Origin of the sequence: Pelagibacterium halotolerans, assembly GCF_044811015.1 — a bacterium.
Lineage (GTDB): Bacteria > Pseudomonadota > Alphaproteobacteria > Rhizobiales > Devosiaceae > Pelagibacterium > Pelagibacterium halotolerans_A.
In genome coordinates, this window is record NZ_CP085243.1 from 2449114 (window position 1) to 2472221 (window position 23108).

The following is a 23108-nucleotide window of genomic DNA, read 5'->3' on the forward strand; positions in this document are numbered from 1 at the left end:
GTACGCCGGGCGATCAGAGCGCGTCCGTGCCGGTTTCGCCGGTACGGATGCGGATCGCCTGTTCGAGGTCGAGGATGAAGATCTTGCCGTCGCCGATCCGGCCGGTCTGTGCGGCGTCCTTGATCGCGGCGGCGACCGCGTCGACCTGTGCGGCGTCCACGGCGATCTCAACCTTCAATTTGGGCAGGAAGTGAACGGCGTATTCGGTCCCGCGATAGATCTCGGAATGACCCTTCTGACGCCCGTATCCCTTAACTTCGGTCACGGTCATGCCGTGCACGTCCAGCGAGTTCAATGCCTGACGCACTTCCTCAAGCCGTGACGGCTTTATGATTGCAGTAAGCAGTTTCATGGGTGCTCCTTTCCGATTCCGCACCTGACACGGGGTTTCTGGACTCAAAACTCGTGCCAAACCGTCCGAAATCCTCATAAGTCTTTGAAACAACGGGTATATGTCGGGATGCCCTTGCCTTGCCCAAGTCCTGACACATTCCTGAATGCACAAAAATTGTGCACGAAGATTCCTATCTTTAACAAGGGGTGAACAAATTTGCGGCGCTTGGGATGGTGCCCGACGCGCCTGCGGCCAAATGCGGCTTGCCCGTCCGGGCGGGGAGGTGCACTCTTGGAACCTCATCTCAGAGCCCGTCCGGCCCCGAAGGGCCGGACAAGCGAATTATCGGTTGGGCTCTCATGCGTGGACGGAACACGGCGAGGCGCTGACGGGAATGGCTGAAAAAACGGCACAGGGGACCCGGAGGGGTCATGATATCATCATCGTGGGCGGGGGACCGGCGGGGCTGACGCTGGCGGTCGCGCTGGTGCGCTCGGTGCCGGGGATCGACGTTGCGCTCGTCGACCGCCGCCCGCTTTCCGTGCCCAGGGACGCGCGGGCCTCGGCGATTGCCGCGGGAGTACGGCGGGTGTTCGAGGCGATCGACGTATGGCCGGGTATGGCGGACGCGGCCAATCCGATCCGGGCGATGAAGATCACCGATTCGGGGACGGGTGATATCGCGCGGCCCTTGTTCTTAAGCTTTGAGGGCGAGGTGGGGCCGGGCGAGGCGTTCGCGCATATGGTGCCCAATACCGCGAGCGCCGTGGCGCTGCTCGCAGCCGCCGAGGGACAGGTGACGCTTTATGCGCCGGTGGCGATATCAGGGTTTTCAGGACATGGCGCGCGGGCGGAGCTGACGCTCGAGGACGGACGCGTGCTGACAGCGCCTTTGGCGGTGGCGGCGGATGGGGGCAACTCGGCACTGCGCGGGATGGCGAAGATCGGGGTCTTCTCCCATGACTACAAGCAGTCGGGGATCGTCACGACCATCGGACATGAAATGCCGCATGAGGATACGGCCTACGAGCATTTCCGGCCCGCCGGGCCATTCGCGTCGCTGCCGCTGAAGGGCAATTTCTCATCGCTCGTCTGGACCGAAACACCCGACCGCGCGCAGGCGCTGGTTGCGATGGACGCTGCGGCGCTTGCGGGGGAAATCGAGGCGGCGATGGGCGCGAGCCTTGGGGCGGTCCATGTCGCCGATACGGTGCAGGCGTTTCCGCTGGGGTTGAAACTGGCGCGACAGTTCGTAGGCGCGCGGGTCGCGCTTATCGGGGATGCGGCGCATGTGATTCACCCGATTGCGGGGCAGGGGCTCAATCTGGGGTTGAAGGACGTGGCAGTGCTCGCCGAGGTGCTGGTCGATGCCATGCGGCTGGGGGAAGACCACGGCGCGGCGGATGTTCTGGCGCGCTACGAGCGGTTCAGGCGGTTCGATACCGCGTTGATGGCGGGGATGACCGACGGGCTCAACCGGCTGTTTTCCAATGACCTGGCGCCGGTGCGCGCGTTGCGGGATTTCGGGCTGTCGGTGGTCGACCGGCTCGGGCCGGTCAAGGAGGGGCTCATCCATCATGCCGCGGGGGCGGATGGCGCGAAGCTTTTGCGCGGCGTGGCACTCTAGGGTCCAGACCCCAGCCCGCATTTCGTTGGCACGGTCCTTCGGGTCTCACACTGGCTATGCCCTGCGCCGGTCCAAAAGGCGAGAGGGCAGGAAGAGCGCGCAGTGCGTATGGATATATGTACAAGCTCTCTGACGCACTCTGTCGCCATATTCGACCTCGCCAAAATCCGACGCAGGGCGCAAGGCGTGCGAGACCCGAAGGACCGTGCCAACGAAATGCAGGCTAGCGCAGCCTATCGATCTCGTCTTCCTCCACCACCCGTGCGGCGTCCTCGACCAACAGGGGTACACCCCTGACGATGGGGAAGGCGCGGCGGGCGACGGTGGAGATGAGTTCGGTCTTGTCCTCGGAGAGGACCAGCCGTGTTTTGGTGATCGGGCAGACCAGCATTTCGAGGGTTCGGGGGTCGAGTTGGTGACGCGGGTCTGCCGGCATGGCGGTTATTGCAGCACGGCGCCCTGGCGGGCGCGCGCCATTTCCATTTCGGCGAGCGCGATCAGGGTTTCGGCGCGCTCGAACTGGGTAGGGGCCTCCAGAAGCGCCTGCTTTTCCTTAGGCCCGTAAGGGCTGAGCATGGCGGCGAGGTTGACCAGTTCGCCCGTTCCTGTCTGTTCGACTTCTTCCCAATCGACCTCGATATCGGAAAATTCGGCGTATTCACGCAAGACAGCGAGGAGCCGGTCGCGGTCGATGCGGTCGACGCCGAGTTCGGGGTCGAAATCGTCGGCAAAGCGGGCGGTGGAGATTTTGGCTTGCCGGTAGGGGGTCGCGGTGGTCAGCTCCTCGACCAGATCGAAGCGGCAGAGGCCTTCAAGCACGATGAAATAGCGGTTTTCCGCCTGTTCTTCGAAATGAATGATGCGGCCGACGCAGCCGACCTCCTCGATGCCGACAGGGCCGCGCGGGGCTTCCTCGTCGGTGTGTTCGGTGGGCTGGATGAGCCCGATCAGGCGGTTGCCGGCGATTGCGTCGTCGATCATCTCGACGAAGCGCGGCTCGAAAATGTTGAGCGGGCGCTGCGCGCCAGGCAGCAGAAGGGCCTTGGAAAGCGGAAAGAGCGCCAGAAGGTCGGGCAGATCGGATATCGAACGGGGGTGGCGCATGAACAATCCTCGGTGGTCCGGCGTACGGCCAGTTTAGAGCATTTTTTGTTTCATCGCGTTTTTCGAACCGAAAAAGCCTATCAACTTTTCGCTTACACGGACCTACGGTTCCTGAAAACGCTCTGGTGAAGCGGGGCGCTAGCGGAAAAGCAGGCCCGAGAGCATGCGGCGGCCCTTGACCGTGGCGGGATCCTTTGGACCCCAGGCTTCGAACAGTTCGAGGAGCTTCAGCCGCGCGCCGTCTTCGCGCCATTCGCGGTCGCGCCGCATGATCTCGATGAGCGCCTCGGCGGCCTTGAGCTTTTCGCCGCGGGCGTTGAGGATCATCGCCAGATCGAAACGGGCGTCGTGATCGTCGGGGTTTTCGTAAAGCCGGGCCTCGAGCGGGACGGGATCTCCGAGTTTTTCGGCTTCCTCGGCGAGCGCTATGGCCTTTGCGAGAGCCCCGGCGTCAGCGTTCGCGGCGTCATCGGGCAGCATGGCCAGGGTCTGTTTGGCGGCGTCGATATCGCCGGTTTTGAACTGGACGGTCGCAATACCGACGAGCGCAGCCTGATTGTCCGGCATGTGCTGGAGGACGAGGGCGTAAATCTGGTAGGCGCGTTCGTAATCCTCGGCCTCGAGCGCCTGCCTGGCGCCTTCGAGCGCGGCTTCGATCTGGGCTTCGCCTTCGGACTGGTTTTTGACCCCGGACCGCGCCGCGCCGTCGATGAGTTTTTGACAGAACTTGACGATCTCGGATTCGGGGATGGCGCCCATGAACCCGTCAACCGGACGGCCACCGACAAAGCCGAAGACGGTGGGGATGGACTGAACGCCGATCTGGCCGGCGAGCGCCTGGTTCTCATCGACATTAATCTTGACGAGCCTGACCTTGCCCTTAAGCGCGGTGACGACTCGTTCGAGCGCCGGGGTCAGCGTCTTGCACGGACCGCACCAGGGGGCCCAGAAGTCGACGAGGACCGGCCCGGTGCGCGATGCGTCGATGACGTCGGCCTGAAAGCTTGCGGTCGACGATTCGACGATCAGTGCGGTTTGGGCGCCGGGATTGGCGTTCGCGTTCATCGTGAGGTCCATGGTCCGCCTGTCCTTTTGTTACGCAGTCGCGCCAAAGCGTTTCGCCAGACCCTTACACCATGGCCATGGGCTGTGCAAAGCGGTGCGGAACCGGGCGCATTAACCGAAGTTCGGTGCGCTTATCAAAACGCATAAAATATGGGTTGCAATTGGTCGCACGGTTGGGCATATAGGCGCCCATCGCGTCGCTGCCAAGGGCGCGCGACCATTATGGAGTGCGGGCGTAGCTCAGGGGTAGAGCACAACCTTGCCAAGGTTGGGGTCGTGAGTTCGAATCTCATCGCCCGCTCCAGTTTTCCGAGGCGCAAGCGCTCGGTTCAGAGGGTCCGCAAGGGCCCTTTTTGTTTGCGCGAAATTCCAGGTTGAGTGGGCCGGATAGCCAGACGGACCGGAAGCGCGTACACTCGGGCGCAAGACATATCCTCCAAACCCGCCAGCCAGAAAAAAGCGGGATCGGGGACGAGGTCTTGGACGTTTGGTCCGGGTTAGCTTTGCCGATGAGAAAGAGGGCCCGCTCTTTTGCTTACCGCGTTGGAGAAATTCCCGTTTCGGCGGGATTGAAGCGGGTGTTCGGGCTTTTCGGTTTGGTGTTGAAAAACGCTCACGGAGGAGAGAGATGTTCAAAGACTGGAAAGCGCACGCAGGCGCGATCGGAATGGCCATGGCGATGTTCGCGCCGGGTACGGCGATGGGACAGGAGGTTTCGGGCGACCCGGCGGCGGGCGAGCGGGTTTTCGCCCGATGCATGGCCTGCCACAAGGTGGGGCCGGGTGCGGCCAATGCGATCGGGCCCATGCTCAATGGCATCGTGGACCGGCCCGCGGGCAGCCTTCCGGATTTCAACTATTCGGACGCGATGAAGACTTCCGATCTTGTCTGGGACGTCGAGACGCTGATGGTGTTCCTCGAATCCCCCCAGCAATTCCTGCCGGGCACCCGAATGGCGTTTCCCGGGCTGCCCGACGAAGAGGACCGGGCGAATGTCATTGCGTATCTCGCGCAGTTCGATGCGGAGGGCAATCCGGTCGAGCCGTAGCGCGGATCTGCGGGCCCGGAGGCGGTTCCGCCTCCGGATCCGGTTGGACGGAGCTGAGTTGACACCCGTCCAAACCAATGAGATTATTGGTTAATCTAAAGTTCTTTCCATTCCGCTCGGGTGGGTAGGGAAGAATTGAGACGTTTCTTTCGCGTTTTCGCGTGCAAAGACCTTCGGGTCGAAAAGCAAAAGCTGCATTTCGTTTGCGTGCAGCATGCCCGACAGCGCCGGGTTTTTGCGCTGAATTAAAAATTGCGTCGAGTCTGTTCCAAGCATTCAGGTCACCGGGAGGGGTGATGCGCGGAGCGTGGCCATGCATACGACCACATCGCGACATCCGGGTGTCGCCCGCATTCCGCTCTCCGGAAACAAGGTGAGGGCACGATGGTTGTTGCATGGGTGATGGTTCTTGTCGTCGTGGGATCGATCGCGTTCCACCTTCTGAGCCCGTGGTGGTTCCCGCCATTGGCCTCGAATTGGGGCTATATCGACGATACGACGATCCTGACCTTCTGGATCACGGGGATCGTCTTTGCCGCCGTCATCCTTTTCATGGCCTATTGCCTCTTCCGCTTCCGCCATCGCGAGGGGGGCAAGGCGCGCTATGAGCCGGAGAACAAGCGGCTGGAAACCTGGCTCGTGACGCTGACGGCGGCGGGCGTGATCGCGATGCTCACGCCGGGGCTCTTCGTCTGGGCGCAATATGTCTCGGTGCCCGAGGACGCCATGGAAGTCGAGGTCATCGGCCAGCAATGGCTGTGGAACTACAGACTGCCCGGCGCGGACGGGCAGTTGGGGCGCGCGGACAACCGGTTCGTTACCTTCGACAATCCTTTGGGGATCGATCCGGACGATCCGGCAGGGCAGGACGATTATATGATCGTTGGCGGGGAATTGGTTCTGCCCACCGAGCGGCCGGTGCGTTTCGCGCTGCGTTCGGTCGATGTGCTGCACAATTTCTACGTGCCGGAACTCCGCGCGAAGATGGACATGATCCCCGGCTCGGTCACCTATTTCTGGGCCACGCTCACCGAACCGGGAACCTATGAGGTTTTGTGCGCCGAGCTCTGCGGTACTGGGCATTCGTATATGCGCGGCGGCTTCCGGGCCGTTACCCAGGAAGAGTACGACGAATGGCTGGGCGGCCAGATGACGTTCGCGGAGTTTTCGTCGTAAGCCGCTCCGAAACGGAGCAGCAAGGAGGAGGTAAATGGCCGATATCCATGATGCGAGCGCGTCGGCGCCGGCCGCCGAGCTCGGGGAAATGGAACTCTACCATCCGAAAAGCTGGTGGACGAAATACGTCTTCTCCCAGGATGCCAAGGTGATCGCGATCCAATATGCGGTGACCGCCTTTGCGATCGGGTTCGTGGCGCTTGTGCTTTCCTGGCTGATCAGGCTGCAGCTGGGGTTTCCCGGCACGTTCAATTTCATCAGTCCGGAAGCCTATTACCAGTTCATCACCATGCACGGGATGATCATGGTGGTGTACCTCTTGACGGCGCTGTTTCTGGGCGGGTTCGGCAATTATCTCATCCCGCTGATGGTCGGCGCGCGGGACATGGTGTTCCCCTACGCCAACATGCTCAGCTACTGGATCTATCTCCTCGCGGTCCTCGTGCTCGTCGCGAGCTTCTTCGTGCCGGGCGGGCCGACGGGGGCGGGGTGGACGCTCTATCCGCCGCAGGCCATCATGTCCAATACGCCAGGGCAGCAGGGCGGTATCATCCTGATGCTGGTTTCGCTCGCGCTCTTTATCGTCGGCTTCACGATGGGCGGGCTCAATTATACCGTCACGGTTTTGCAGGCGCGCACGCGCGGGATGACGCTGATGCGGATGCCCCTGACGGTGTGGGGGATTTTCGTTGCCACCGTCATGGCGCTTCTGGCGTTCCCCGCGCTCTTCGTTGCCGCGGTGATGATGCTTTTCGACAAAGTGCTGGGGACGAGTTTCTTCATGCCCACGCTCGTCGAATTCGGCCAGCAATTGAGCTATGGCGGGGGCAGCCCGATCCTCTTCCAGCACCTTTTCTGGTTTTTCGGGCATCCGGAGGTCTATATCGTCGCGCTGCCGGCGTTCGGGATCGTGTCGGACCTGATTTCCACCCATGCGCGGCGCAACATCTTCGGCTACCGGATGATGGTCTGGGCCATCGTCATCATCGGGGCGCTGAGTTTCGTCGTGTGGGCGCACCATATGTATGTGAGCGGGATGAACCCCTATTTCGGGTTCTTCTTTGCCACGACGACGCTCATCATCGCGGTGCCGACGGCGATCAAGGTCTATAACTGGGTTCTGACGCTCTGGCGGGGAGACATTCATTTCACGACGCCCATGCTGTTCGCGCTGGGGTTCATCGTCACCTTCGTCAATGGCGGACTATCCGGGCTGTTCCTGGGCAATGTGGTCGTCGACGTGCCGCTGTCGGACACGATGTTCGTCGTCGCGCATTTCCATATGGTGATGGGGGTGGCGCCGATCCTCGTCATTTTCGGGGCGATCTACCACTGGTATCCCAAGGTGACCGGTCGCATGCTGTCCGAGGGGTTGGGCAAGTTCCACTTCTGGGTGACCTTCCTGGGCGCCTATCTTATCTTCTTCCCGATGCATTATGTGGGGCTGACCGGGGCACCGCGGCGGTATTTCGAGACCACCGATATCGCGGTCGTCCCCGAATCGGCGATGGGGCTCAACGCGTTCATCTCGGTGATGGCGTTCATCGTGGGGTTCGCGCAGCTCGTTTTCATCTTCAACCTCGTCTGGAGCCTCAAGAACGGCAAGGAGGCGGGCGGTAATCCGTGGCGGGCCACCTCGCTCGAATGGCAGACACCCAAGACGCCGCCCGAGCACGGCAATTGGGGCAAGGAGCTGCCGGTCGTCTACCGCTGGGCCTATGATTATTCCGTGCCCGGCGCGGCCGAGGATTTCATTCCGCAGAACCAGCCCGCGGTCGCCGGGCGGGAGGCGACGACGTGATCGCCATCCTGGCCTTTCTCGCCGTCATTGCCCTCTTGGCGCTCTGGTGGATCTCGCGGCAGGGGCTGATGGCCAAGCCGTGGCTTGAAACCGACAGCGTGGCGACGCTCGCCGGGCCGGGAGACCCCAAGCTGCCGGCGGCGCAGATCGGCCTGGGGATCTTCATGGCGGTGGTGGGGGCGCTGTTTGCGCTCCTCGTTTCAGCCTATGTGCTGCGCGCCCAGCTTGGCGACTGGCGCGGGTTTCCGCTGCCCGGGATCGTCTGGGCCAATACGCTGCCGCTTCTCGCCGCTAGCCTCGCGCTCGAATGGGCGCGTGCCGGAGCGCGGCGCGGGGATATGGCGCGCGCGCAGGCCGGGGTGATCGGCGGGGCGGGCGCGGCGGCGGTCTTTATCGCCGGGCAGCTCTGGGCGTGGTCGATCCTCGTCTCGAACGGTTATGCGATCACTTCGGGGCCGGCGGGGAGCTTTTTCTATCTGATGACGGCGGCGCACGGGGTGCATGTGATTGGCGGGATTGTGGCTTTGGCGCGGCCGATCACGAAGATCCGGCGCAGGGACGAGATCGCCGCAATCCGGCTGAGCATCGATCTTGCGGCAACGTACTGGCTTTTCATGCTGCTCGTCTGGGTGGTTCTGCTGCTTGTGCTTTCGGGCTGGGCGGCTGCGTTCCTGGCGCTGTGCGGGCAGATCATAGCGGGGAGTGGCGTAAGATGAGTGAGACAACGACCGGTCGGCCCCAGCCGACCCTCGAGCCCGGCTTTAGGGGTGCGGTCAAGGATTGGTCCTCCGATCAGCGCTCGTTCAAGACCGCGTCCTGGGGCAAGGCGATGATGTGGATCTTCCTTGTTTCGGACACCTTCGTCTTCGGGTCGTTTCTTATCGGCTATATGACGGCGCGGTTGTCGACGACGACGCCCTGGCCCAACCCGTCCGAAGTGTTCGCGCTCGAGATTTTCGGTGCGCATGTGCCGCTCTTGCTGATCGCGATCATGACGTTCGTTCTGATCACCTCGAGCGGCACGATGGCGATGGCGGTCAATTTCGCCTATGCGCGGGACAAGGTGAAAACCACCGTGCTGCTGCTCGTCACTGCGCTCTTCGGCGCGACCTTCGTGGGGATGCAGGCCTTCGAATGGACCAAGCTGATCTCCGAGGGTGTACGTCCCTGGGGCAATCCGTTCGGAGCCGAGCAGTTCGGCGCGAGCTTTTTCATGATCACCGGGTTTCACGGCACGCACGTGACCTTTGGGGTGATCTTTTTATTGATTATGGCGCGCAAGGCCTGGCGGGGCGATTTCGACACCGTCCGGCCTGGCTTCTTTACGGCGCGCAAGGGCCGCTACGAGATGATCGAGATCATGGGCCTTTACTGGCACTTCGTCGATCTCGTTTGGGTTTTCATTTTCGCCTTTTTCTACCTGTGGTGAGCCACTCCAACCATGAGCAATGACAGGCCCCAAAATGGTACAAGCTGAAGCAGACATGGACACGCATGCCTCCAATCAATCCCACGCCGAAGGCCAGCAACACCCGATCCGGCTCTATATCACCGTCTGGATCTGGCTCTTCATCCTTTCGGTGGGCTCGTACATGGTCGATATCCTGCACGTCCAGGGCTATCTGCGCTGGGGGCTGGTGGCGACGCTGATGATGCTCAAGGCGGGGCTCATCGTTGCGGTGTTCATGCATGTCGCATGGGAGCGGCTGGCGCTCACCTACGTCATCCTGGTCCCACCGCTGCTCCTGATGGTTTTCGTCGCCATCATGGCGCTCGAGGGTAGCTACACCGAGTGGATGCGGCTTATCTTCATGTAGCCGCCCGCCGCGTACGGACGGTTCTGTCGGGCGGTGGGACGACCATCTTGCGGTAGAGGTGCCAGGAAGCGTGTCCGAGCGCGGGCATGATGATGACGAGGCCCAAAAACAGCGTCGCCATGCCGACGGCGATGAGGATGGCGATCAGCACCCCCCAGACGAGGATGGGCCAGGTGTTGAGCGATGTCGCCTTGATCGAGGTTTCGATGGCGGTACCGGCACCGACGTGCCGGTCGAGCATCAGGGGGAAGCTCACCACCGAAATCGAGAGCACCGCGAGCGCGAACGCCGCGCCGGCGAGATTGCCCACGACGATCAACGTCCAGCCTTCGCCGGTGGTGAGAATGCGCCAGAGCATGGCGGTGAGCGAGGCCGGGGGTTCGGGGCCGAGAAGCGTGGTGAAGAGGATTTGGGCCACGATCAGCCAGGCGATGAACAGCACGCACAGGACGAGACCCACGCCCAGCATGGCGGGCAAAGCCGGCGAGCGCAGCGCCTCGAAGCCGTATTTCCATGAGGTGTCGAGCCCGAGTTCGGCCCTGCGGCTGATTTCGTAGAAAATGAGCGCGACGAATGGGCCGATGAGCGCAAAGCCGGAGGCCAGCGGGTAGAGCAGGGGCAAAACGTTCTGGCCCGAGACCCAGAGCCCGACGACGATCATCACGACCGGATAGATCATTGCCGCAAAGGCGTAGTGCGAAGGGTGTTCCCAGAAATCCTCGAAGCCGTGACGCAGGGCGTCCATGACGTCGACGACGGTGATGTCGCGGATTTTGAGATTGGCGGCATCGTCCCCGATGGCAGTCGAAGCGCGGGCCTGGGCCATAATCGTTCCTCCCTGACGTGGCCGAAGCCGTCAGTTGCAGGAAACGCCAGGCAGCCGGCCCGGCATTGCAACCGCGGCCTATCGGGAGCGAGCATAACCCGATTTGGGTCTGTGCGGCCAGTCTTTGGTATCAGCGGTCCGGCTTGGTCGAAGGTGCGATTGTTCTTTTGAGGCTTTTCGGCTAGCAAACATTTTACCGCCCCGCCCGGGAGCGGTTGCGTCGTTTCTCCAGCCGCCTGGTCTTCGATATGGATTTCGCCACGCTCGCCATCGTGTTCGCCGCCATCGGCGCGGGGTCGATTTCCAAGGGCGCGACGGGGATGGGGATGCCGCTCATTGCCATTCCGTTTCTTGCGTCGGTTTTCGGGTTGCAGCACGCGGTGGCGGTGCTGGTGGTGCCGACGCTGGTTACCAATATCTGGCAGATCTGGCACTTCCGCGCCTATCGGCGGGACATCCGGATGCGGTTTCTGGCGCCGATGCTGCCGGCGGTGGTGGTCGGGGTGGCGATTGGAACATGGCTCCTGGATAGCATGCCCGAACGCGGGTTGACGCTGGCGCTGGGGCTGTTGCTCGTGGGATATGTCGTCTTCCGGCTGGCGCGGCCGAGTTTCATCGTCGAGGGCAGGGGTGCGTTTTACGGTGCGGTGCCAGCGGGGCTCGGGGCGGGCGTCCTGCACGGGGCGACGGGGATTTCCGCGCCGATCGGGGTGACGTTCATCCACGCCATGCGCTTCGAGCGGGGTCCGCACGTCTATGCGGTGTCGGCGATGTTTTTGACCCTTGTGTGCACGCAGGGTCCGGCGCTCTGGGTCGCGGGGATCATGCGGCCCGAATGGCTTTTGCAAGGGACGCTGGCCTTGGTGCCGATCACCTTGTGCATGCCGATTGGGCAGTGGCTGGCCTCGAAGCTGAGCCCGCAGGCGTTCGACAGGCTGATCCTGGCATTCCTGGGGGTGATCGGGCTCAAGATGGCGGTGGGAGTTTAGGGCACGCCGCGTAGAGCCACATACAAAAAGGGCGGCCTTTCAGCCGCCCTTCGTTTTGCTTTGCAGTCCAGCGCCCTAAGCCGCCACGAGGTTCCGCAGCACATAGTGCAGGATGCCGCCGTTCCTGTAGTATTCGAGCTCGTCGAGCGTATCGATGCGCAGGAGGACCGGGACGGTTTTGGTCTCGCCGTTGGCGTAGGTGATCTCGACGTCGAGCGTCTGGCGCGGCTCGAGTTCGGTGAGGCCCTTGATCGAGATGGTTTCATCCCCTGTGATGCCGAGGGATTGCCAGCTCGTGCCCTCCTCGAACATCAGCGGCAGGACGCCCATGCCCACGAGGTTGGAGCGGTGGATGCGCTCGAAGCTTTGGGCGATGACGGCGCGGACGCCCAATAGGCGCGTGCCCTTGGCCGCCCAGTCGCGCGAGGAGCCGGTGCCGTATTCCTTGCCCGCGAAGACGACGAGCGGGGTGCCCTGGGCCTTATACTCCATCGCCGCGTCGTAGATCGGCACGGTTTCGCCCTTGGGATCCTTGGTGAAACCGCCTTCGGTGCCCGGCACCATCTGGTTCTTGATACGGATGTTGGCGAAGGTGCCGCGCATCATCACTTCGTGGTTGCCACGGCGGGCGCCGTAGGAGTTGAAATCGACGGGCTTCACTTGCCGGTCGACGAGATATTGGCCCGCCGGGGTCGAGGGCTTGAACGAACCGGCCGGGGAGATGTGGTCGGTCGTGATCGAGTCGAGGAAGAGCGAGAGGATTTTCGCGCCCTCGATGTCGGTGATGGGCTCGGGTTCGGTGCCCATGCCTTCGAAATAGGGCGGGTTCTGGACGTAGGTCGAGGACGAATTCCACTTATAGGTTTCGCCGCCTTCGACCTTGATCTCCTGCCAGCGCTTGTCGCCCTTGAAGACGTCGCCATAGCGGCGCTTGAACATGTCGGTGGAGATCGCCGTGCGCAGCACTTCGGCAACCTCGCTCGAGCTCGGCCAAACGTCTTTGAGATAGACCGGCCTGCCGTCCGAGCCCGTTCCGAGCGGCTCGGTGGTGATGTCGCTGGTCATCGAACCCAAAAGCGCATAGGCCACCACGAGCGGGGGCGAAGCGAGGTAGTTGGCGCGGACGTCTGGGTTCACCCGGCCCTCGAAATTGCGGTTGCCCGAGAGCACCGAGACCGCGACGAGGTCGTTCTCGTTGATGGTGCGCGAGATGTTCTCGTCGAGCGGGCCCGAATTGCCGATACAGGTCGTGCAGCCATAGCCGACGGTGTTGAAGCCCATGGCGTCGAGCTCTTCCTGGAGCCCGGACTTTTCGAGATATTCGGTCACCACCTGGCTGCCGGGGGCGAGCGAGGTCTTGACCCAGGGTTTGACCTTCAAACCCAGTTCGCGGGCTTTCTTGGCGACCAGGCCGGCAGCGATCAGAACCGAAGGGTTGGACGTGTTGGTGCACGAGGTGATCGCGGCGATCACCACGTCGCCATCGGCGATGCGGTAGTCAGCGCCGTTGACCGGGTAGCCGTGATTGTCGTGATCCTCGGGGGTGTCGTGGGCGCCGGTAGCGCCTTCATCGACATAGCGGGATTCACCGCGCGAATCGGGGACGGCACCGTTCTTGCGGCCGCCGGTGATCTCGTCGAGCGCCTTGGCGAAGGCGGTGGCGGCGTCGGTCAGGGCGACGCGGTCCTGCGGGCGCTTGGGGCCGGCGAGCGAGGGCACGACGGTCGAAAGGTCGAGCTCGAGGGTGTCGGTGAAGACCGGGTCCTCGTCATTGTCGGCGCGGAACATGCCCTGCGCCTTGGCGTAGGCCTCGACAAGCGCAACGCGGTCGGGCTCGCGGCCGGTTTCCTTCAAATAGGTGATGGTTTCGCTATCGATGGGGAAGAAGCCGCAGGTGGCGCCATATTCGGGCGCCATGTTGGCGATGGTCGCCTTGTCTTCGAGCGAGAGCGAGGAGAGCCCCGCGCCATAAAATTCGACGAATTTGCCGACGACGCCCTTTTTGCGGAGCATTTCGGTGACGTAGAGCACGAGGTCGGTCGCGGTGGTGCCTTCGGGCATCTCGCCGTTGAATTTAAAGCCGATCACCTCGGGGATGAGCATGGAAATGGGCTGGCCGAGCATGGCGGCTTCCGCCTCGATGCCGCCGACGCCCCAGCCGAGGACGGCAAGGCCGTTGACCATTGTGGTGTGGCTGTCGGTGCCCACAAGCGTATCGGGATAGGCGATCTCTTCGCCGTCGACGGTCTTGGTCCAGACGGTCTGGGCGAGGTATTCGAGGTTCACCTGGTGGCAGATGCCGGTGCCGGGGGGGACGACGCGGAAGTTTTCAAACGCGGACTGGCCCCAGCGCAGGAATTCATAGCGCTCGCCATTGCGCTCGTATTCGCGGGCGACGTTCTGCTCGAAGGCCGTGGGAGAGCCGAAATAATCCACCATCACCGAGTGGTCGATGACGAGGTCGACGGGGACCTGCGGGTTGATCTTCTGGGGGTCGGCGCCGAGCGTCCGGGTCGCGTCGCGCATGGCGGCGAGGTCGACGACGGCGGGGACACCGGTAAAGTCCTGCATCAGCACGCGCGCGGGGCGGTAGGAAATCTCGTGGCCGGCCTTACCCTTGTCGTCGAGCCAGTTCTTGACCGCGGTGATGTCGTCTTTATTGACAGTGCGGTTGTCTTCGAAGCGCAGCAGGTTTTCGAGCACCACTTTGAGGGATTTCGGCAGGCGGGCGATGCCATCGAGCCCGTTCTTTTCGGCCTCGGCGAGCGAGAAAATCGTATAGGCCTTGTTGCCCACATTGAGCGTGGTCTTGGCTTTGAAGCTGTCGGGATGATCTGTCACGGGTCCGCCTATCGGGTTGTGAGGTGAATTCTTTGCTTTGTCGCGTTTCAGAACCAAAGAGCCGGTATCCACTTCGTTCTGGAAACGCTCCAATCCCCCCGCGTGTGCGGCCACCGGGCGCCACCGGGGTGGTTGCTCCCTCTATAATGAATCGCGTTCGGACTTGCCAGAGCCGAACCCGGTCCCATAGGAAGGTTCCTATGAGCCCGACCGTTCCATCTTCTCCGCTCAAATTAACCGTTTCGGACCTTGCCATCGCGCGGGGCGGGGTGGACGTTGTCGCGGGGTTTTCGGTGGATGTTTCGGGGGGTGAAGCGCTCGTCCTGCGCGGGCCCAACGGGTCGGGCAAGAGCACGACGCTTCTGGCTCTTGCTGGGCATCTGGCGAAAAAGACCGGTGTAATTCAATGGGTTGGACTTGATCCCGAGATGCGGGAACAGGCGCAGATGCACTTCTTGGGGCATTTGTCGGCGGTGCAGAAGGGACTGACGGTGCGCGAAAATCTCACCTTCTGGACGCGGGTCGGCGGGGGTGAGACCAGGGCGGTGGACGATGCACTGGACGCCGCCGGGCTTGGTGGTCTCGCGTCGGTATCGGCGGCCGTCCTCTCGGCCGGGCAAACCCGGCGTCTCGCATTGGCAAGGCTGATCGCGGCGAAAAAACCGGTGTGGCTCCTGGATGAGCCGACCGGTGCGCTCGATGCCGAGGGAAGCGATTGGGTCAATACGCTGATCGGTGCACATCTGGATGCGGGCGGGATGGCGATCATTGCAACGCATCTGCCGTTGGGGATCGAGGCGGATGCGCGGGCGCGGACCGTGACGCTTGAGAGGCATCTCCATTGAGCGCGTTCCTTGCCGTTATCGCGCGCGACCTCAAGCTGAGCCTGCGGCTCGGTGGAGATGTACTGACGCTGTTGCTGTTCTTTTTGAGCATCGGCGTCGTCGTGCCCTTTGCAGTGGGACCGGACCGGGTGCTTTTGTCGGCGATTGCGCCGGCGATGATCTGGGTCGCGGCGCTTCTGGCACAGCTTTTGAGCCATGACCGGCTGTTCCGGTCCGATTTCGAGGACGGCTCGCTCATTGCCTTCCGGCATGGGTCACTTTCGCTTGAAGCCGTTGTCTTTGCCAAGCTCGTGGCGCATTGGCTGCTTTCAGGCTTGCCGCTGATCGCCGCCACCCCGGTTCTGGCGCTTTTGTTCGGCATGGACGGGGCGATGCTGGGCGCGGCGCTTTTGGGGCTTTTGCTCGGCACGCCGGCGCTGGCGGCTTTCGTGGCGCTCTCGGCGGCGGTGACGGTGGGACTGAAACGCGGCGGACTTGTCGCACCCGTCCTTATCTTGCCGCTGACGCTGCCTGTGCTAATTTTCGGGGCCGGTACGATGAGCCGGTCGGCGTTTGCAGCGGCGGACCAGGCGATGCTGTTCCTTGCGGCGTTGAGTTTGTTGAGTGTGGCGCTCGTCCCCTTCGCGGCGGCGCTGGCGCTCAAGATATCTGGAGAATAGGCCCTGATGAGCGGGATCGATAACCCGGCGACCAATGTGGGGTGGTTCACGCGGATCGCGCATCCGGGGCTGTTTTTGAAATGGTCCCGGCATCTGGTGATCCCGCTGGCCGTTTTGACTGCGGTGCTGTTCGCCATCGGGCTCTATTACGGGTTCGCCGCCTCGCCGGGTGAGCGCTATATGGGCGATACCGTGCGCATCATGTATGTGCACGTGCCGACGGCGTGGCTGAGCCAGTTCTGCTATGCGGTGATGTTCATTTCCGCCATCGGCACGCTCGTTTGGCGGCATCCGATGGCCGATGTGAGCCAGAAGGCCGCCGCGCCGCTGGGGGCCGTGTTCACGGCGGTGGCGCTTTTTACCGGTTCGATGTGGGGGCGGCCGACCTGGGGGACGTTCTGGGAATGGGACGGGCGGATGACCTCGACGCTCGTGCTTCTGTTCATCTATCTGGGGATCATCGCGCTCTGGCGGGCGTTCGACGATCAACTCAAAGCCGCGCGGATCGTTGCGGTCTTTACGCTTGTCGGGGCGGTCAACATTCCGGTCATCAAGTTCTCGGTCGATTGGTGGCAGACGCTGCACCAGCCAGCGTCGGTGTTCCGGGTCGAGGGGCCCTCGATCGACGCGGCAATCCTCGTGCCGCTGTTCATCATGACGTTTTCGTTTTCGTTCCTGTTCCTGACCCTGCATCTTGTGCGCATGCGCACCGAGATCGGCAAGCGGCGGGTTCACGCGCTCGAGCGCGCGGCGGCGCGAGCGGCGGGAGGCGCGCAATGATCGCACTTGGAGCCCATTGGGAATTCATCGTCGCGGCTTATCTGGGAACGGCATTGGTCGTTGCTGCACTCATCGGCTGGACGGCCTTTGACGCACGGCGGACGCGGGCGCGGATCGCGCAACTCGAAGCGGCACGGCCGAAGCGGGGCGCGCAATGAGCCGCAAGGCGCGTCTGGTTCTGGCGCTCGCCCCGCTTTTCGTGCTGGTCGCTCTGGTCGGAATTTTCGCAACGCAGATGGGGCGGGATACCTCGCTGGTGCCTTCGGCATTGATCAACAAGCCGGTGCCCGAATTCGACCTGCCGCCAGTCGAGGGGCTGGATTTGCCCGGATTCGCGACGGCGGATCTTTCGGGCAATGGGGTCACGGTGGTCAATGTCTTTGCGAGCTGGTGCGTGCCGTGCCGCGCCGAGCATCCCTATCTGATGGAATTGGCTGAACGCGGGGAGGTCGCGCTTTACGGGATGAATTACGATGACCCGGCGGAAAGCGCACGCGCGTTCCTCTCCGAGCTCGGTAACCCCTACGACCGTGTCGGCGCCGACCGCGACCGGCGGGTCGGGATCGATTGGGGCGTTTATGGCGTGCCCGAGACGTTCGTGGTCAATAATGAGGGTGTGATCGTCTTCAAGCATACCGGGCCACTGGATGAGCGGAGCTATCGCGAGCGGCTGCTGCCGGCGATCGCGGCGGCGCGGGGGTAGACTACTTTTGGATGTTTGCTATAGAATATCCATACATGCAGGAAAGGGATATCCCCATGCCGCTCTATGTTCGAGACGATGAAGTGGACGCGCTTGCGGTTGAACTGCAAAAGCTTACGAAAGCACGGAACAAGACCGAGGCCGTGAGGCAAGCGCTCAAGCACGAGATCGGCCGTGCCAAGGCCGACATACCGCTGCGGGAGCGGCTCGAAGCGGCGAAGGCCATCGTGCGGAACATTGGGCCGACCGACCCGGATTTCGACATGAAGGCTTATACCGATGAGATGTGGGGCGGGAATTAGTGTTCATCGATGCCTCTGTCATTGTCGCTATTCTTTTGGGAGAATCCGACGCTGCCGCCTTCGAAACCCGCCTTGAGGAGGCTGGTGGTCCCTTCTTCATTTCGCCGCTTGTTCGATATGAGGCGACGGTTTCGATTGCACGCGCCAAAGCGATCGCAGGAAATCCTGATCGCGCAGCCAGTGCTGAAATAATGGTGGAAGTCCGTAGGGGCGTCGAAACGCTAATTGATACGTTGCAGGCGCGCGAAATTGCGATTTCGAGCGATATCGGACGATTGGCACTCGATGCCGCAGCACTCTACGGCAAGGCGGTGGGTCATCGCGCGCGCCTCAATTTCGGGGACTGCTACAGCTATGCCTGCGCGAAGGCGTATAGGCTTGAGCTTTTGTATAAGGGTGACGATTTCGCTCACACCGATCTGGCTTAGTGGTATCGCACAGAGATTATGACGGGTTGGCGCACTTGTTTGAGGCATGGCCTTTCCGTTCGCACGGCTTTCGTTCTCCCCTTGAGGGAGAAGGTGGGCCTCGCGAAGCGAGGGTCGGATGAGGGGTGCGCGTCGCAGCAAAGCTCGGCTTTTGTGCGGTTCGAGGTGCCGCAGGCACCCCTCATCCGACTGCTTCGCGGCCACCTTCTCCCCTTGAGGGAGAAGGAAAGCCGTGCTTGTGACCCGACCGGTACGCCACCGACACCCGCGTAAACCTGTCAAATCCCCTGCGCAGAGGGACTAGACGCTCATGTTTCCGTCTGCGCCGCCTCAACTGCGGCTTTTGCCGGGCTTTCGACTTCCTTGGGATCGGGCGCGTATCTGGTGAGGAGCGGGACTTGCGCCATGGCGAAGACCATGGTGATGGGCATGATGCCCCAGACCTTGAAGGCGACCCAGAAATCGTCGGAGAAATTGCGCCAGACGATCTCGTTGAGCGCGGCGAGGACGAAGAAGAAGAGGCCCCAGCGCAGGGTCATCAGATACCAGCCGCGGTCTTTGAGATGATAGACCTCGCCAAAAACGTAGCGCAGCAGCGATTGGCCGAACATAAGCCCGCCCAGAAGCACCGAACCGAAGAGCACATTGGTGATGGTGGGCTTTAGCTTGATGAACGTGCTGTCCTGGAAATAGAGCGTCAGCGAGCCGAAGATCAGGACGACGACGCCGGTTACCAGTGGCATGACGGGCACGCGCTTCATGATCAGTTTCGAGAGCACCAGCGAAATCAGCATGGCGACCATGAAGACCGCCGTGGCGAGGATGATGCCCTGGGAGAACCACGCCTGAAGCGCCGGGAACGCGCCGAGGATATTTTCGGCCTGCGCGTTGACGATGAAGAAGACGACAAGCGGGCCGAGCTCGAGCGCAAGTTTGGTGATCTGGGGCTTTAAGGTTTCCCAATCGGCTTCGGTCTGCCTGGTGTGGCTCTCTACCATCGTTTGTTTGGTTCCTATTGTTCGGCGAGGCCCGATATGGCCCGCGCGAAATCGTCTGCCTGGAACGGTTCGAGATCGCCGATGGCTTCGCCCACGCCGATGAAATGGATCGGCAGGCCGAACTTCCGCGCGATGGCAACGAGAATGCCGCCGCGCGCCGTGCCGTCGAGCTTGGTCATCACGAGGCCGGTGACACCGGCTTTCTGGCCAAAGATCTCAACCTGATTGAGTGCATTTTGACCCGTAGTGGCGTCGAGTGTCAAAAGCGTGGCGTGGGGCGCGGTTTCGTCGCGCTTTTTGATGACGCGGATCACCTTTTCGAGTTCATCCATCAATTCGGTGCGGTTCTGGAGCCGCCCGGCGGTATCGATGATGACGATGTCGGTGCCTTCGTCCTGCGCCTTTTTGACCGCATCGAAGGCGAGGCCCGAGGCGTCGGCACCGGTGGGGCGGGTCACCACCTCGACATCGTTGCGCTGGCCCCAGACCTGGAGTTGCTCGACGGCCGCCGCGCGGAAGGTGTCGCCGGCGGCCAGAAGCACGGACTTGCCCTCGGCCTTGTATTTGGCGGTCAGCTTGCCGATTGTCGTGGTCTTGCCCGAGCCGTTGACCCCGACCATGAGGATGACGAAGGGTTTTTTGGTGGTGTCGATTTCGAGCGGGGTCGCGACGGGAGCGAGCACGGACTGGACTTCTAAAGCCAGCGCGGCGCGGACCTCCTCGGGGGCGACGTCCTTGTCGAACTTTTCCGCGCGCAGTTTTTCCGTGATCGCCATCGCGGTGTCGATGCCGAGGTCGGCGGCGATCAGCGTATCCTCGAGATCCTGCAGCGTCGCATCGTCGAGCTTGCGCTTGGTGAAGATCGCGCCGATGGAATTGGTGAGATTGTCCGAGGAGCGTTTGAGGCCGTCCGAGAGGCGGCGGAACCAGCTTTTCTTTTCCGGCTCGGCGGGGGCGGGCGCCGCATCCGGGGTGACCGGGATGGGTTCGGCTTTCGCCTCGGCAGGCGTTTCAACCTCGGGCTCGTCGGCGGGGGCTTCGGGGTCGGCGGGCAGCCGGTCCTCGATCGCATCGGGCTTATCGAGCGGGTTCCAGATGTCGCCGGGGACGGGCGGCTCGTGCTCGGGCGGGTTGGGGTGACCGGCCTTGACCCATTCGGCCTGCATCTCGGGCGGGGCGGCATCGCGGGGGTCGGTCTCCTCGCTTTGCCGCTTGGCCTCGCGCTGCTCGCGCAGGGCGTCGAGCGTTTCGGTTTCGCCGCGTGGCTCATGGGTGGCGCGTTCGAGGGCGTCTTCAGCCTCGGATTTGCGCTTATCGGGCGAGACACCGAAGAGACGGCCCCAGATGCTTTTCTTGCCCGTCTCGCTCATGCCGCTGCCTTTTCGCGCTTTGCCACCAGCGTCTCGGCGGTGGCGCTTTCGATCTCCAGCCTGACGATCTCGCCGGGCTGGCCGACGGGCGTTTCGACCATGACGAACTGCTCGGTGCGCCCGAGGCCCTCGCGCTCGACGAGCACGGTTTCGGTGAGGCCGACGCGGGAGGCGCAGAGCTTGGCGAGCTGCGCATCGCCGGTGGCGCGCAAGCGGGCGGCGCGGGTCTTGGCGACGCGCTTTGCCACCTGCGGCATCTTCGCCGCCGGAGTGCCTTCGCGCGGGGAGAAGGGGAAGACGTGGAGATAGGTCAGGTCGGCCTCGGTGACGAAACTCAGGGTGTTTTCGAACATGGCGTCGGTTTCGGTGGGGAAGCCGGCGATGATATCGGCGCCGAAGACCATGTCGGGGCGCAAGCTCCGCAGCTTTTGGACGATACCGAGCGCGTCGGCGCGCAGGTGGCGGCGCTTCATGCGCTTTAGGATCATGTCGTCGCCCGACTGCAGCGAGAGATGCAGGTGCGGCATCAGGCGCGGGTCGGTGACCGCTTCGTAAAGCGCGGGATCGGCCTCGATGGAGTCGATTGAGGAGATGCGCAGGCGCGGCAGATCGGGGACGTGCTTCAAGATCGACTGGGTAAGCTTGCCCAGCGTCGGGGCGCCGGGGAGATCGCCGCCATAGGAGGTGATATCGACACCGGTCAAGACGACTTCGCGGTAGCCGTTCTCTACCAGCCGCTTGATCTGGTCGACGACGACGCCCATAGGCACCGAGCGCGAGGGGCCGCGGCCATAGGGGATGATGCAGAAGGTGCAGCGGTGATCGCAGCCGTTCTGGACCTGCACGAAGGCCCGCGCGCGGCCATCGAGCCCGTCGATCAGATGCCCGGCGGTCTCGGTCACGCTCATGATGTCGTTGACCTGAACCTTGTCGTTCAAGGGCACGCCGAAGGCGATGGGCTGATAGCTTTCGGCCTTCAATTTATCGTTGTTGCCGATGACGAGGTCGACCTCGGCCATGTCGCCGAAATCGCGCGCGCCCGTCTGCGCGGCGCAGCCGGTGACGATGATCTTCTTGCCCGGGTGTTCGCGATGGGCTTTGCGGATCGACTGCTTGGCCTGGCGGACGGCCTCGGCGGTCACCGCGCAGGTGTTGACGATGATGGCGTCGGACAAGCCCGACTTTGCGGCCTCGGCCTTCATCACTTCGGATTCATAGGCGTTCAATCGGCAGCCGAAGGTGATGGTTTCGATGCTCATGCGGCGGTCTCCCCCAGAAGGCCGGGGGCGATGATGCCCTCGCCATCGAGCGTCCATGGGCCGGTCATGAGGATATGATCGTCGGTTTCGCGCCAATCCATCCCAAGCGGGCCGCCGGGAAGTTCGATTGTGACCTTGCGGCCCGTGAGCCCTTTGCGCGCGGCGGCGACCGCGGTGGCGCAGGCGGCGGTGCCGCAGGCCTTGGTGAGTCCGGCGCCGCGTTCCCAGACGACCACCTCTATATAGTCGGGCGCCATCACCTGGGCGATGGTGATGTTGGCGCGCTCGGGGAAAATGGGGTGGTTTTCGAGGAGCGGTCCGAAACGCCCGAGGTCATGCGCTGCGAGGTCCTCGACCCAGAAGATCGCGTGGGGGTTGCCGACATTGACGACCGATGGGGTGTGCAGGACCGGGGCGTCGATGGGGCCGATCTGGAGTTCGATGCCGGTGGTGTCGGCGAAGGGCTCGGCGAGCGGGATCTGGTCCCAGGCGAACTTCGGGACGCCCATATCGGCGGTGACGCGGTCGCCGTCGATCGTTGCTACCAGAATGCCTGCATTGGTGCGGATGGTGACGGCGTCCTTGCCGGTTTCCCCCGCGATGAGCCCGGCGATGCAGCGCGTGGCGTTGCCGCAGGCGTCGACCTCGCCGCCTTCGGCGTTATAGATGCGCATGAAGAGATCGACGCCGTCGATGGTGTCTGGTTCCATGACGATGAGCTGATCGCAGCCGATGCCTGTGGCGCGGTCTGAGATGGCGCGGACCTGCTCGCGGGTGAGCTTTATGGCGCGCGCGCGGGCGTCGAGGACGACGAAATCGTTCCCGAGGCCGTTCATCTTGAGATAGGGTAGCGGCGCGGTCATGGTGGCTTTCGCGATACTCGTTTACATGTCTATCCGGCCTATATGGCGCAAAAGCGTTGCGATTTCCACCACCCGGCGATGCATGTGGCAATTGACTCCCGCGCACGGCGCTCCTATAAGCCGCCTCGACCTTCTGTCAGGAATTGATGGATTTCGAGTCACTGGGTTGCCCGAGAGGCAATCGGTCAACATCCGCCAGCGCGTTGCGCCCGCGGGTGCGTTTTGCATTTGGCCGTGCTTCTCGGTGGTCGCGCTCACGAACCGAAAAAGTGG

At 62.7% G+C, this 23108-nt stretch carries 26 protein-coding genes and 1 tRNA gene; 16 read left to right on the top strand and 11 right to left on the bottom strand.

Going from position 1 to position 23108, the window contains the following annotated elements; translation table 11 throughout:
- Positions 1–13 precede the first annotated feature (13 nt).
- Entirely contained in the window at positions 14–352 is a 339-nt protein-coding gene (locus tag LG281_RS12025) for a P-II family nitrogen regulator (protein ID WP_404400988.1), read from the bottom strand.
- A 376-nt stretch (positions 353–728) separates the two neighbouring features.
- Here LG281_RS12025 and LG281_RS12030 point away from each other — a divergent pair, with 376 nt between their 5' ends.
- Positions 729–1961 (top strand): FAD-dependent monooxygenase, encoded by a 1233-nt coding sequence (locus LG281_RS12030; protein WP_404400990.1) that lies wholly within the window; start codon positions 729–731, stop codon positions 1959–1961.
- Positions 1962–2184: 223 nt separating this feature from the next.
- Here LG281_RS12030 and LG281_RS12035 read toward each other — a convergent pair whose 3' ends face one another.
- From LG281_RS12035 to LG281_RS12045, 3 genes are all read right to left on the bottom strand, one after another.
- Positions 2185–2397 carry a Trm112 family protein gene (locus tag LG281_RS12035; RefSeq protein WP_404400992.1) on the bottom strand — a complete coding sequence of 71 codons (213 nt, stop codon included), beginning with the start codon at positions 2395–2397 and terminating at the stop codon, positions 2185–2187.
- Between the two features lie 5 nt (positions 2398–2402).
- The gene (locus tag LG281_RS12040; RefSeq protein ID WP_404400994.1) at positions 2403–3065 is read right to left on the bottom strand and encodes an LON peptidase substrate-binding domain-containing protein; all 663 of its coding nucleotides are present in this window, start codon (positions 3063–3065) and stop codon (positions 2403–2405) included.
- 138 nt (positions 3066–3203) lie between these two features.
- Positions 3204–4142, bottom strand: a complete 939-nt coding sequence (locus LG281_RS12045; protein WP_404400996.1) for a tetratricopeptide repeat protein — start codon at positions 4140–4142, stop codon at positions 3204–3206.
- Positions 4143–4359: 217 nt separating this feature from the next.
- Between LG281_RS12045 and LG281_RS12050 the strand changes: the two genes are divergently transcribed.
- Positions 4360–4434 (top strand) — tRNA-Gly (locus LG281_RS12050).
- A 324-nt stretch (positions 4435–4758) separates the two neighbouring features.
- Positions 4759–5178: a c-type cytochrome gene (locus LG281_RS12055; RefSeq protein ID WP_404400998.1), complete on the top strand. Its 420-nt coding sequence runs from the start codon at positions 4759–4761 to the stop codon at positions 5176–5178.
- A 90-nt stretch (positions 5179–5268) separates the two neighbouring features.
- Here LG281_RS12055 and LG281_RS12060 read toward each other — a convergent pair whose 3' ends face one another.
- Positions 5269–5454: a hypothetical protein gene (locus tag LG281_RS12060; protein WP_404401000.1), complete on the bottom strand. Its 186-nt coding sequence runs from the start codon at positions 5452–5454 to the stop codon at positions 5269–5271.
- Positions 5455–5562: 108 nt separating this feature from the next.
- On the opposite strand from LG281_RS12060, the gene coxB reads away from it, so the two are divergent.
- Genes coxB through LG281_RS12085 form a run of 5 tightly spaced genes read left to right on the top strand, consistent with a single transcriptional unit; the run spans position 5563 to position 9972 of the window.
- On the top strand, positions 5563–6354 hold the full coding sequence (gene coxB, locus LG281_RS12065; protein WP_404401002.1) for a cytochrome c oxidase subunit II: 792 nt from the start codon (positions 5563–5565) through the stop codon (positions 6352–6354).
- Between the two features lie 34 nt (positions 6355–6388).
- On the top strand, positions 6389–8155 hold the full coding sequence (locus LG281_RS12070; RefSeq protein WP_404401004.1) for a cbb3-type cytochrome c oxidase subunit I: 1767 nt from the start codon (positions 6389–6391) through the stop codon (positions 8153–8155).
- A complete protein-coding gene (locus LG281_RS12075; protein ID WP_404401006.1) occupies positions 8152–8871 on the top strand; it encodes a cytochrome c oxidase subunit 3 in 720 nt (239 codons plus the stop codon). The genes LG281_RS12070 and LG281_RS12075 overlap by 4 nt, the downstream gene beginning before the upstream one ends.
- Positions 8868–9584, top strand: a complete 717-nt coding sequence (locus tag LG281_RS12080; protein ID WP_404401008.1) for a heme-copper oxidase subunit III family protein — start codon at positions 8868–8870, stop codon at positions 9582–9584. Before LG281_RS12075 ends, LG281_RS12080 begins: the two co-directional genes overlap by 4 nt.
- A 55-nt stretch (positions 9585–9639) precedes the next feature.
- Complete coding sequence (locus LG281_RS12085) at positions 9640–9972, top strand: cytochrome C oxidase subunit IV family protein (RefSeq protein WP_404401010.1); 333 nt, start codon at positions 9640–9642, stop codon at positions 9970–9972.
- Here the strand turns inward: LG281_RS12085 and LG281_RS12090 are convergent.
- Entirely contained in the window at positions 9965–10798 is an 834-nt protein-coding gene (locus tag LG281_RS12090) for a DUF2189 domain-containing protein (RefSeq protein WP_404401012.1), read from the bottom strand. The genes LG281_RS12085 and LG281_RS12090 overlap by 8 nt on opposite strands.
- A gap of 215 nt (positions 10799–11013) precedes the next feature.
- On the opposite strand from LG281_RS12090, the gene LG281_RS12095 reads away from it, so the two are divergent.
- On the top strand, positions 11014–11787 hold the full coding sequence (locus LG281_RS12095; protein WP_404401014.1) for a sulfite exporter TauE/SafE family protein: 774 nt from the start codon (positions 11014–11016) through the stop codon (positions 11785–11787).
- A 75-nt stretch (positions 11788–11862) separates the two neighbouring features.
- On the opposite strand, the gene acnA is transcribed toward LG281_RS12095, so the two are convergent.
- Positions 11863–14628 (bottom strand): aconitate hydratase AcnA, encoded by a 2766-nt coding sequence (gene acnA / locus LG281_RS12100; protein WP_404401016.1) that lies wholly within the window; start codon positions 14626–14628, stop codon positions 11863–11865.
- Positions 14629–14828: 200 nt separating this feature from the next.
- Between acnA and ccmA the strand changes: the two genes are divergently transcribed.
- The 7 genes from ccmA to LG281_RS12135 are packed head-to-tail and all read left to right on the top strand — an operon-like array spanning position 14829 to position 18345.
- The gene (gene ccmA, locus LG281_RS12105; RefSeq protein ID WP_404401017.1) at positions 14829–15473 is read left to right on the top strand and encodes a heme ABC exporter ATP-binding protein CcmA; all 645 of its coding nucleotides are present in this window, start codon (positions 14829–14831) and stop codon (positions 15471–15473) included.
- Positions 15470–16132, top strand: coding sequence for a heme exporter protein CcmB (gene ccmB, locus LG281_RS12110; RefSeq protein WP_404401019.1), 663 nt, complete (start codon positions 15470–15472; stop codon positions 16130–16132). Before ccmA ends, ccmB begins: the two co-directional genes overlap by 4 nt.
- A gap of 15 nt (positions 16133–16147) precedes the next feature.
- A complete protein-coding gene (locus tag LG281_RS12115) occupies positions 16148–16912 on the top strand; it encodes a heme ABC transporter permease (protein WP_404406723.1) in 765 nt (254 codons plus the stop codon).
- Entirely contained in the window at positions 16909–17070 is a 162-nt protein-coding gene (ccmD, locus tag LG281_RS12120; protein ID WP_404401021.1) for a heme exporter protein CcmD, read from the top strand. Before LG281_RS12115 ends, ccmD begins: the two co-directional genes overlap by 4 nt.
- Positions 17067–17615: a DsbE family thiol:disulfide interchange protein gene (locus LG281_RS12125; protein ID WP_404401024.1), complete on the top strand. Its 549-nt coding sequence runs from the start codon at positions 17067–17069 to the stop codon at positions 17613–17615. The genes ccmD and LG281_RS12125 overlap by 4 nt, the downstream gene beginning before the upstream one ends.
- 56 nt (positions 17616–17671) lie before the next feature.
- Positions 17672–17917, top strand: coding sequence for a type II toxin-antitoxin system VapB family antitoxin (locus LG281_RS12130; RefSeq protein ID WP_404406725.1), 246 nt, complete (start codon positions 17672–17674; stop codon positions 17915–17917).
- Positions 17917–18345, top strand: coding sequence for a type II toxin-antitoxin system VapC family toxin (locus LG281_RS12135; protein WP_404401026.1), 429 nt, complete (start codon positions 17917–17919; stop codon positions 18343–18345). The genes LG281_RS12130 and LG281_RS12135 overlap by 1 nt, the downstream gene beginning before the upstream one ends.
- A 308-nt stretch (positions 18346–18653) precedes the next feature.
- Here LG281_RS12135 and LG281_RS12140 read toward each other — a convergent pair whose 3' ends face one another.
- The 4 genes from LG281_RS12140 to dapF are packed head-to-tail and all read right to left on the bottom strand — an operon-like array spanning position 18654 to position 22835.
- On the bottom strand, positions 18654–19343 hold the full coding sequence (locus LG281_RS12140) for a septation protein A (protein WP_404401028.1): 690 nt from the start codon (positions 19341–19343) through the stop codon (positions 18654–18656).
- Between the two features lie 14 nt (positions 19344–19357).
- Positions 19358–20713 carry a signal recognition particle-docking protein FtsY gene (gene ftsY, locus LG281_RS12145; RefSeq protein ID WP_404401030.1) on the bottom strand — a complete coding sequence of 452 codons (1356 nt, stop codon included), beginning with the start codon at positions 20711–20713 and terminating at the stop codon, positions 19358–19360.
- Positions 20710–21972 carry a tRNA (N(6)-L-threonylcarbamoyladenosine(37)-C(2))-methylthiotransferase MtaB gene (mtaB, locus tag LG281_RS12150; protein WP_404401032.1) on the bottom strand — a complete coding sequence of 421 codons (1263 nt, stop codon included), beginning with the start codon at positions 21970–21972 and terminating at the stop codon, positions 20710–20712. Before mtaB ends, ftsY begins: the two co-directional genes overlap by 4 nt.
- Positions 21969–22835, bottom strand: a complete 867-nt coding sequence (gene dapF / locus LG281_RS12155; RefSeq protein WP_404401034.1) for a diaminopimelate epimerase — start codon at positions 22833–22835, stop codon at positions 21969–21971. Before dapF ends, mtaB begins: the two co-directional genes overlap by 4 nt.
- Positions 22836–23108 lie beyond the last annotated feature (273 nt).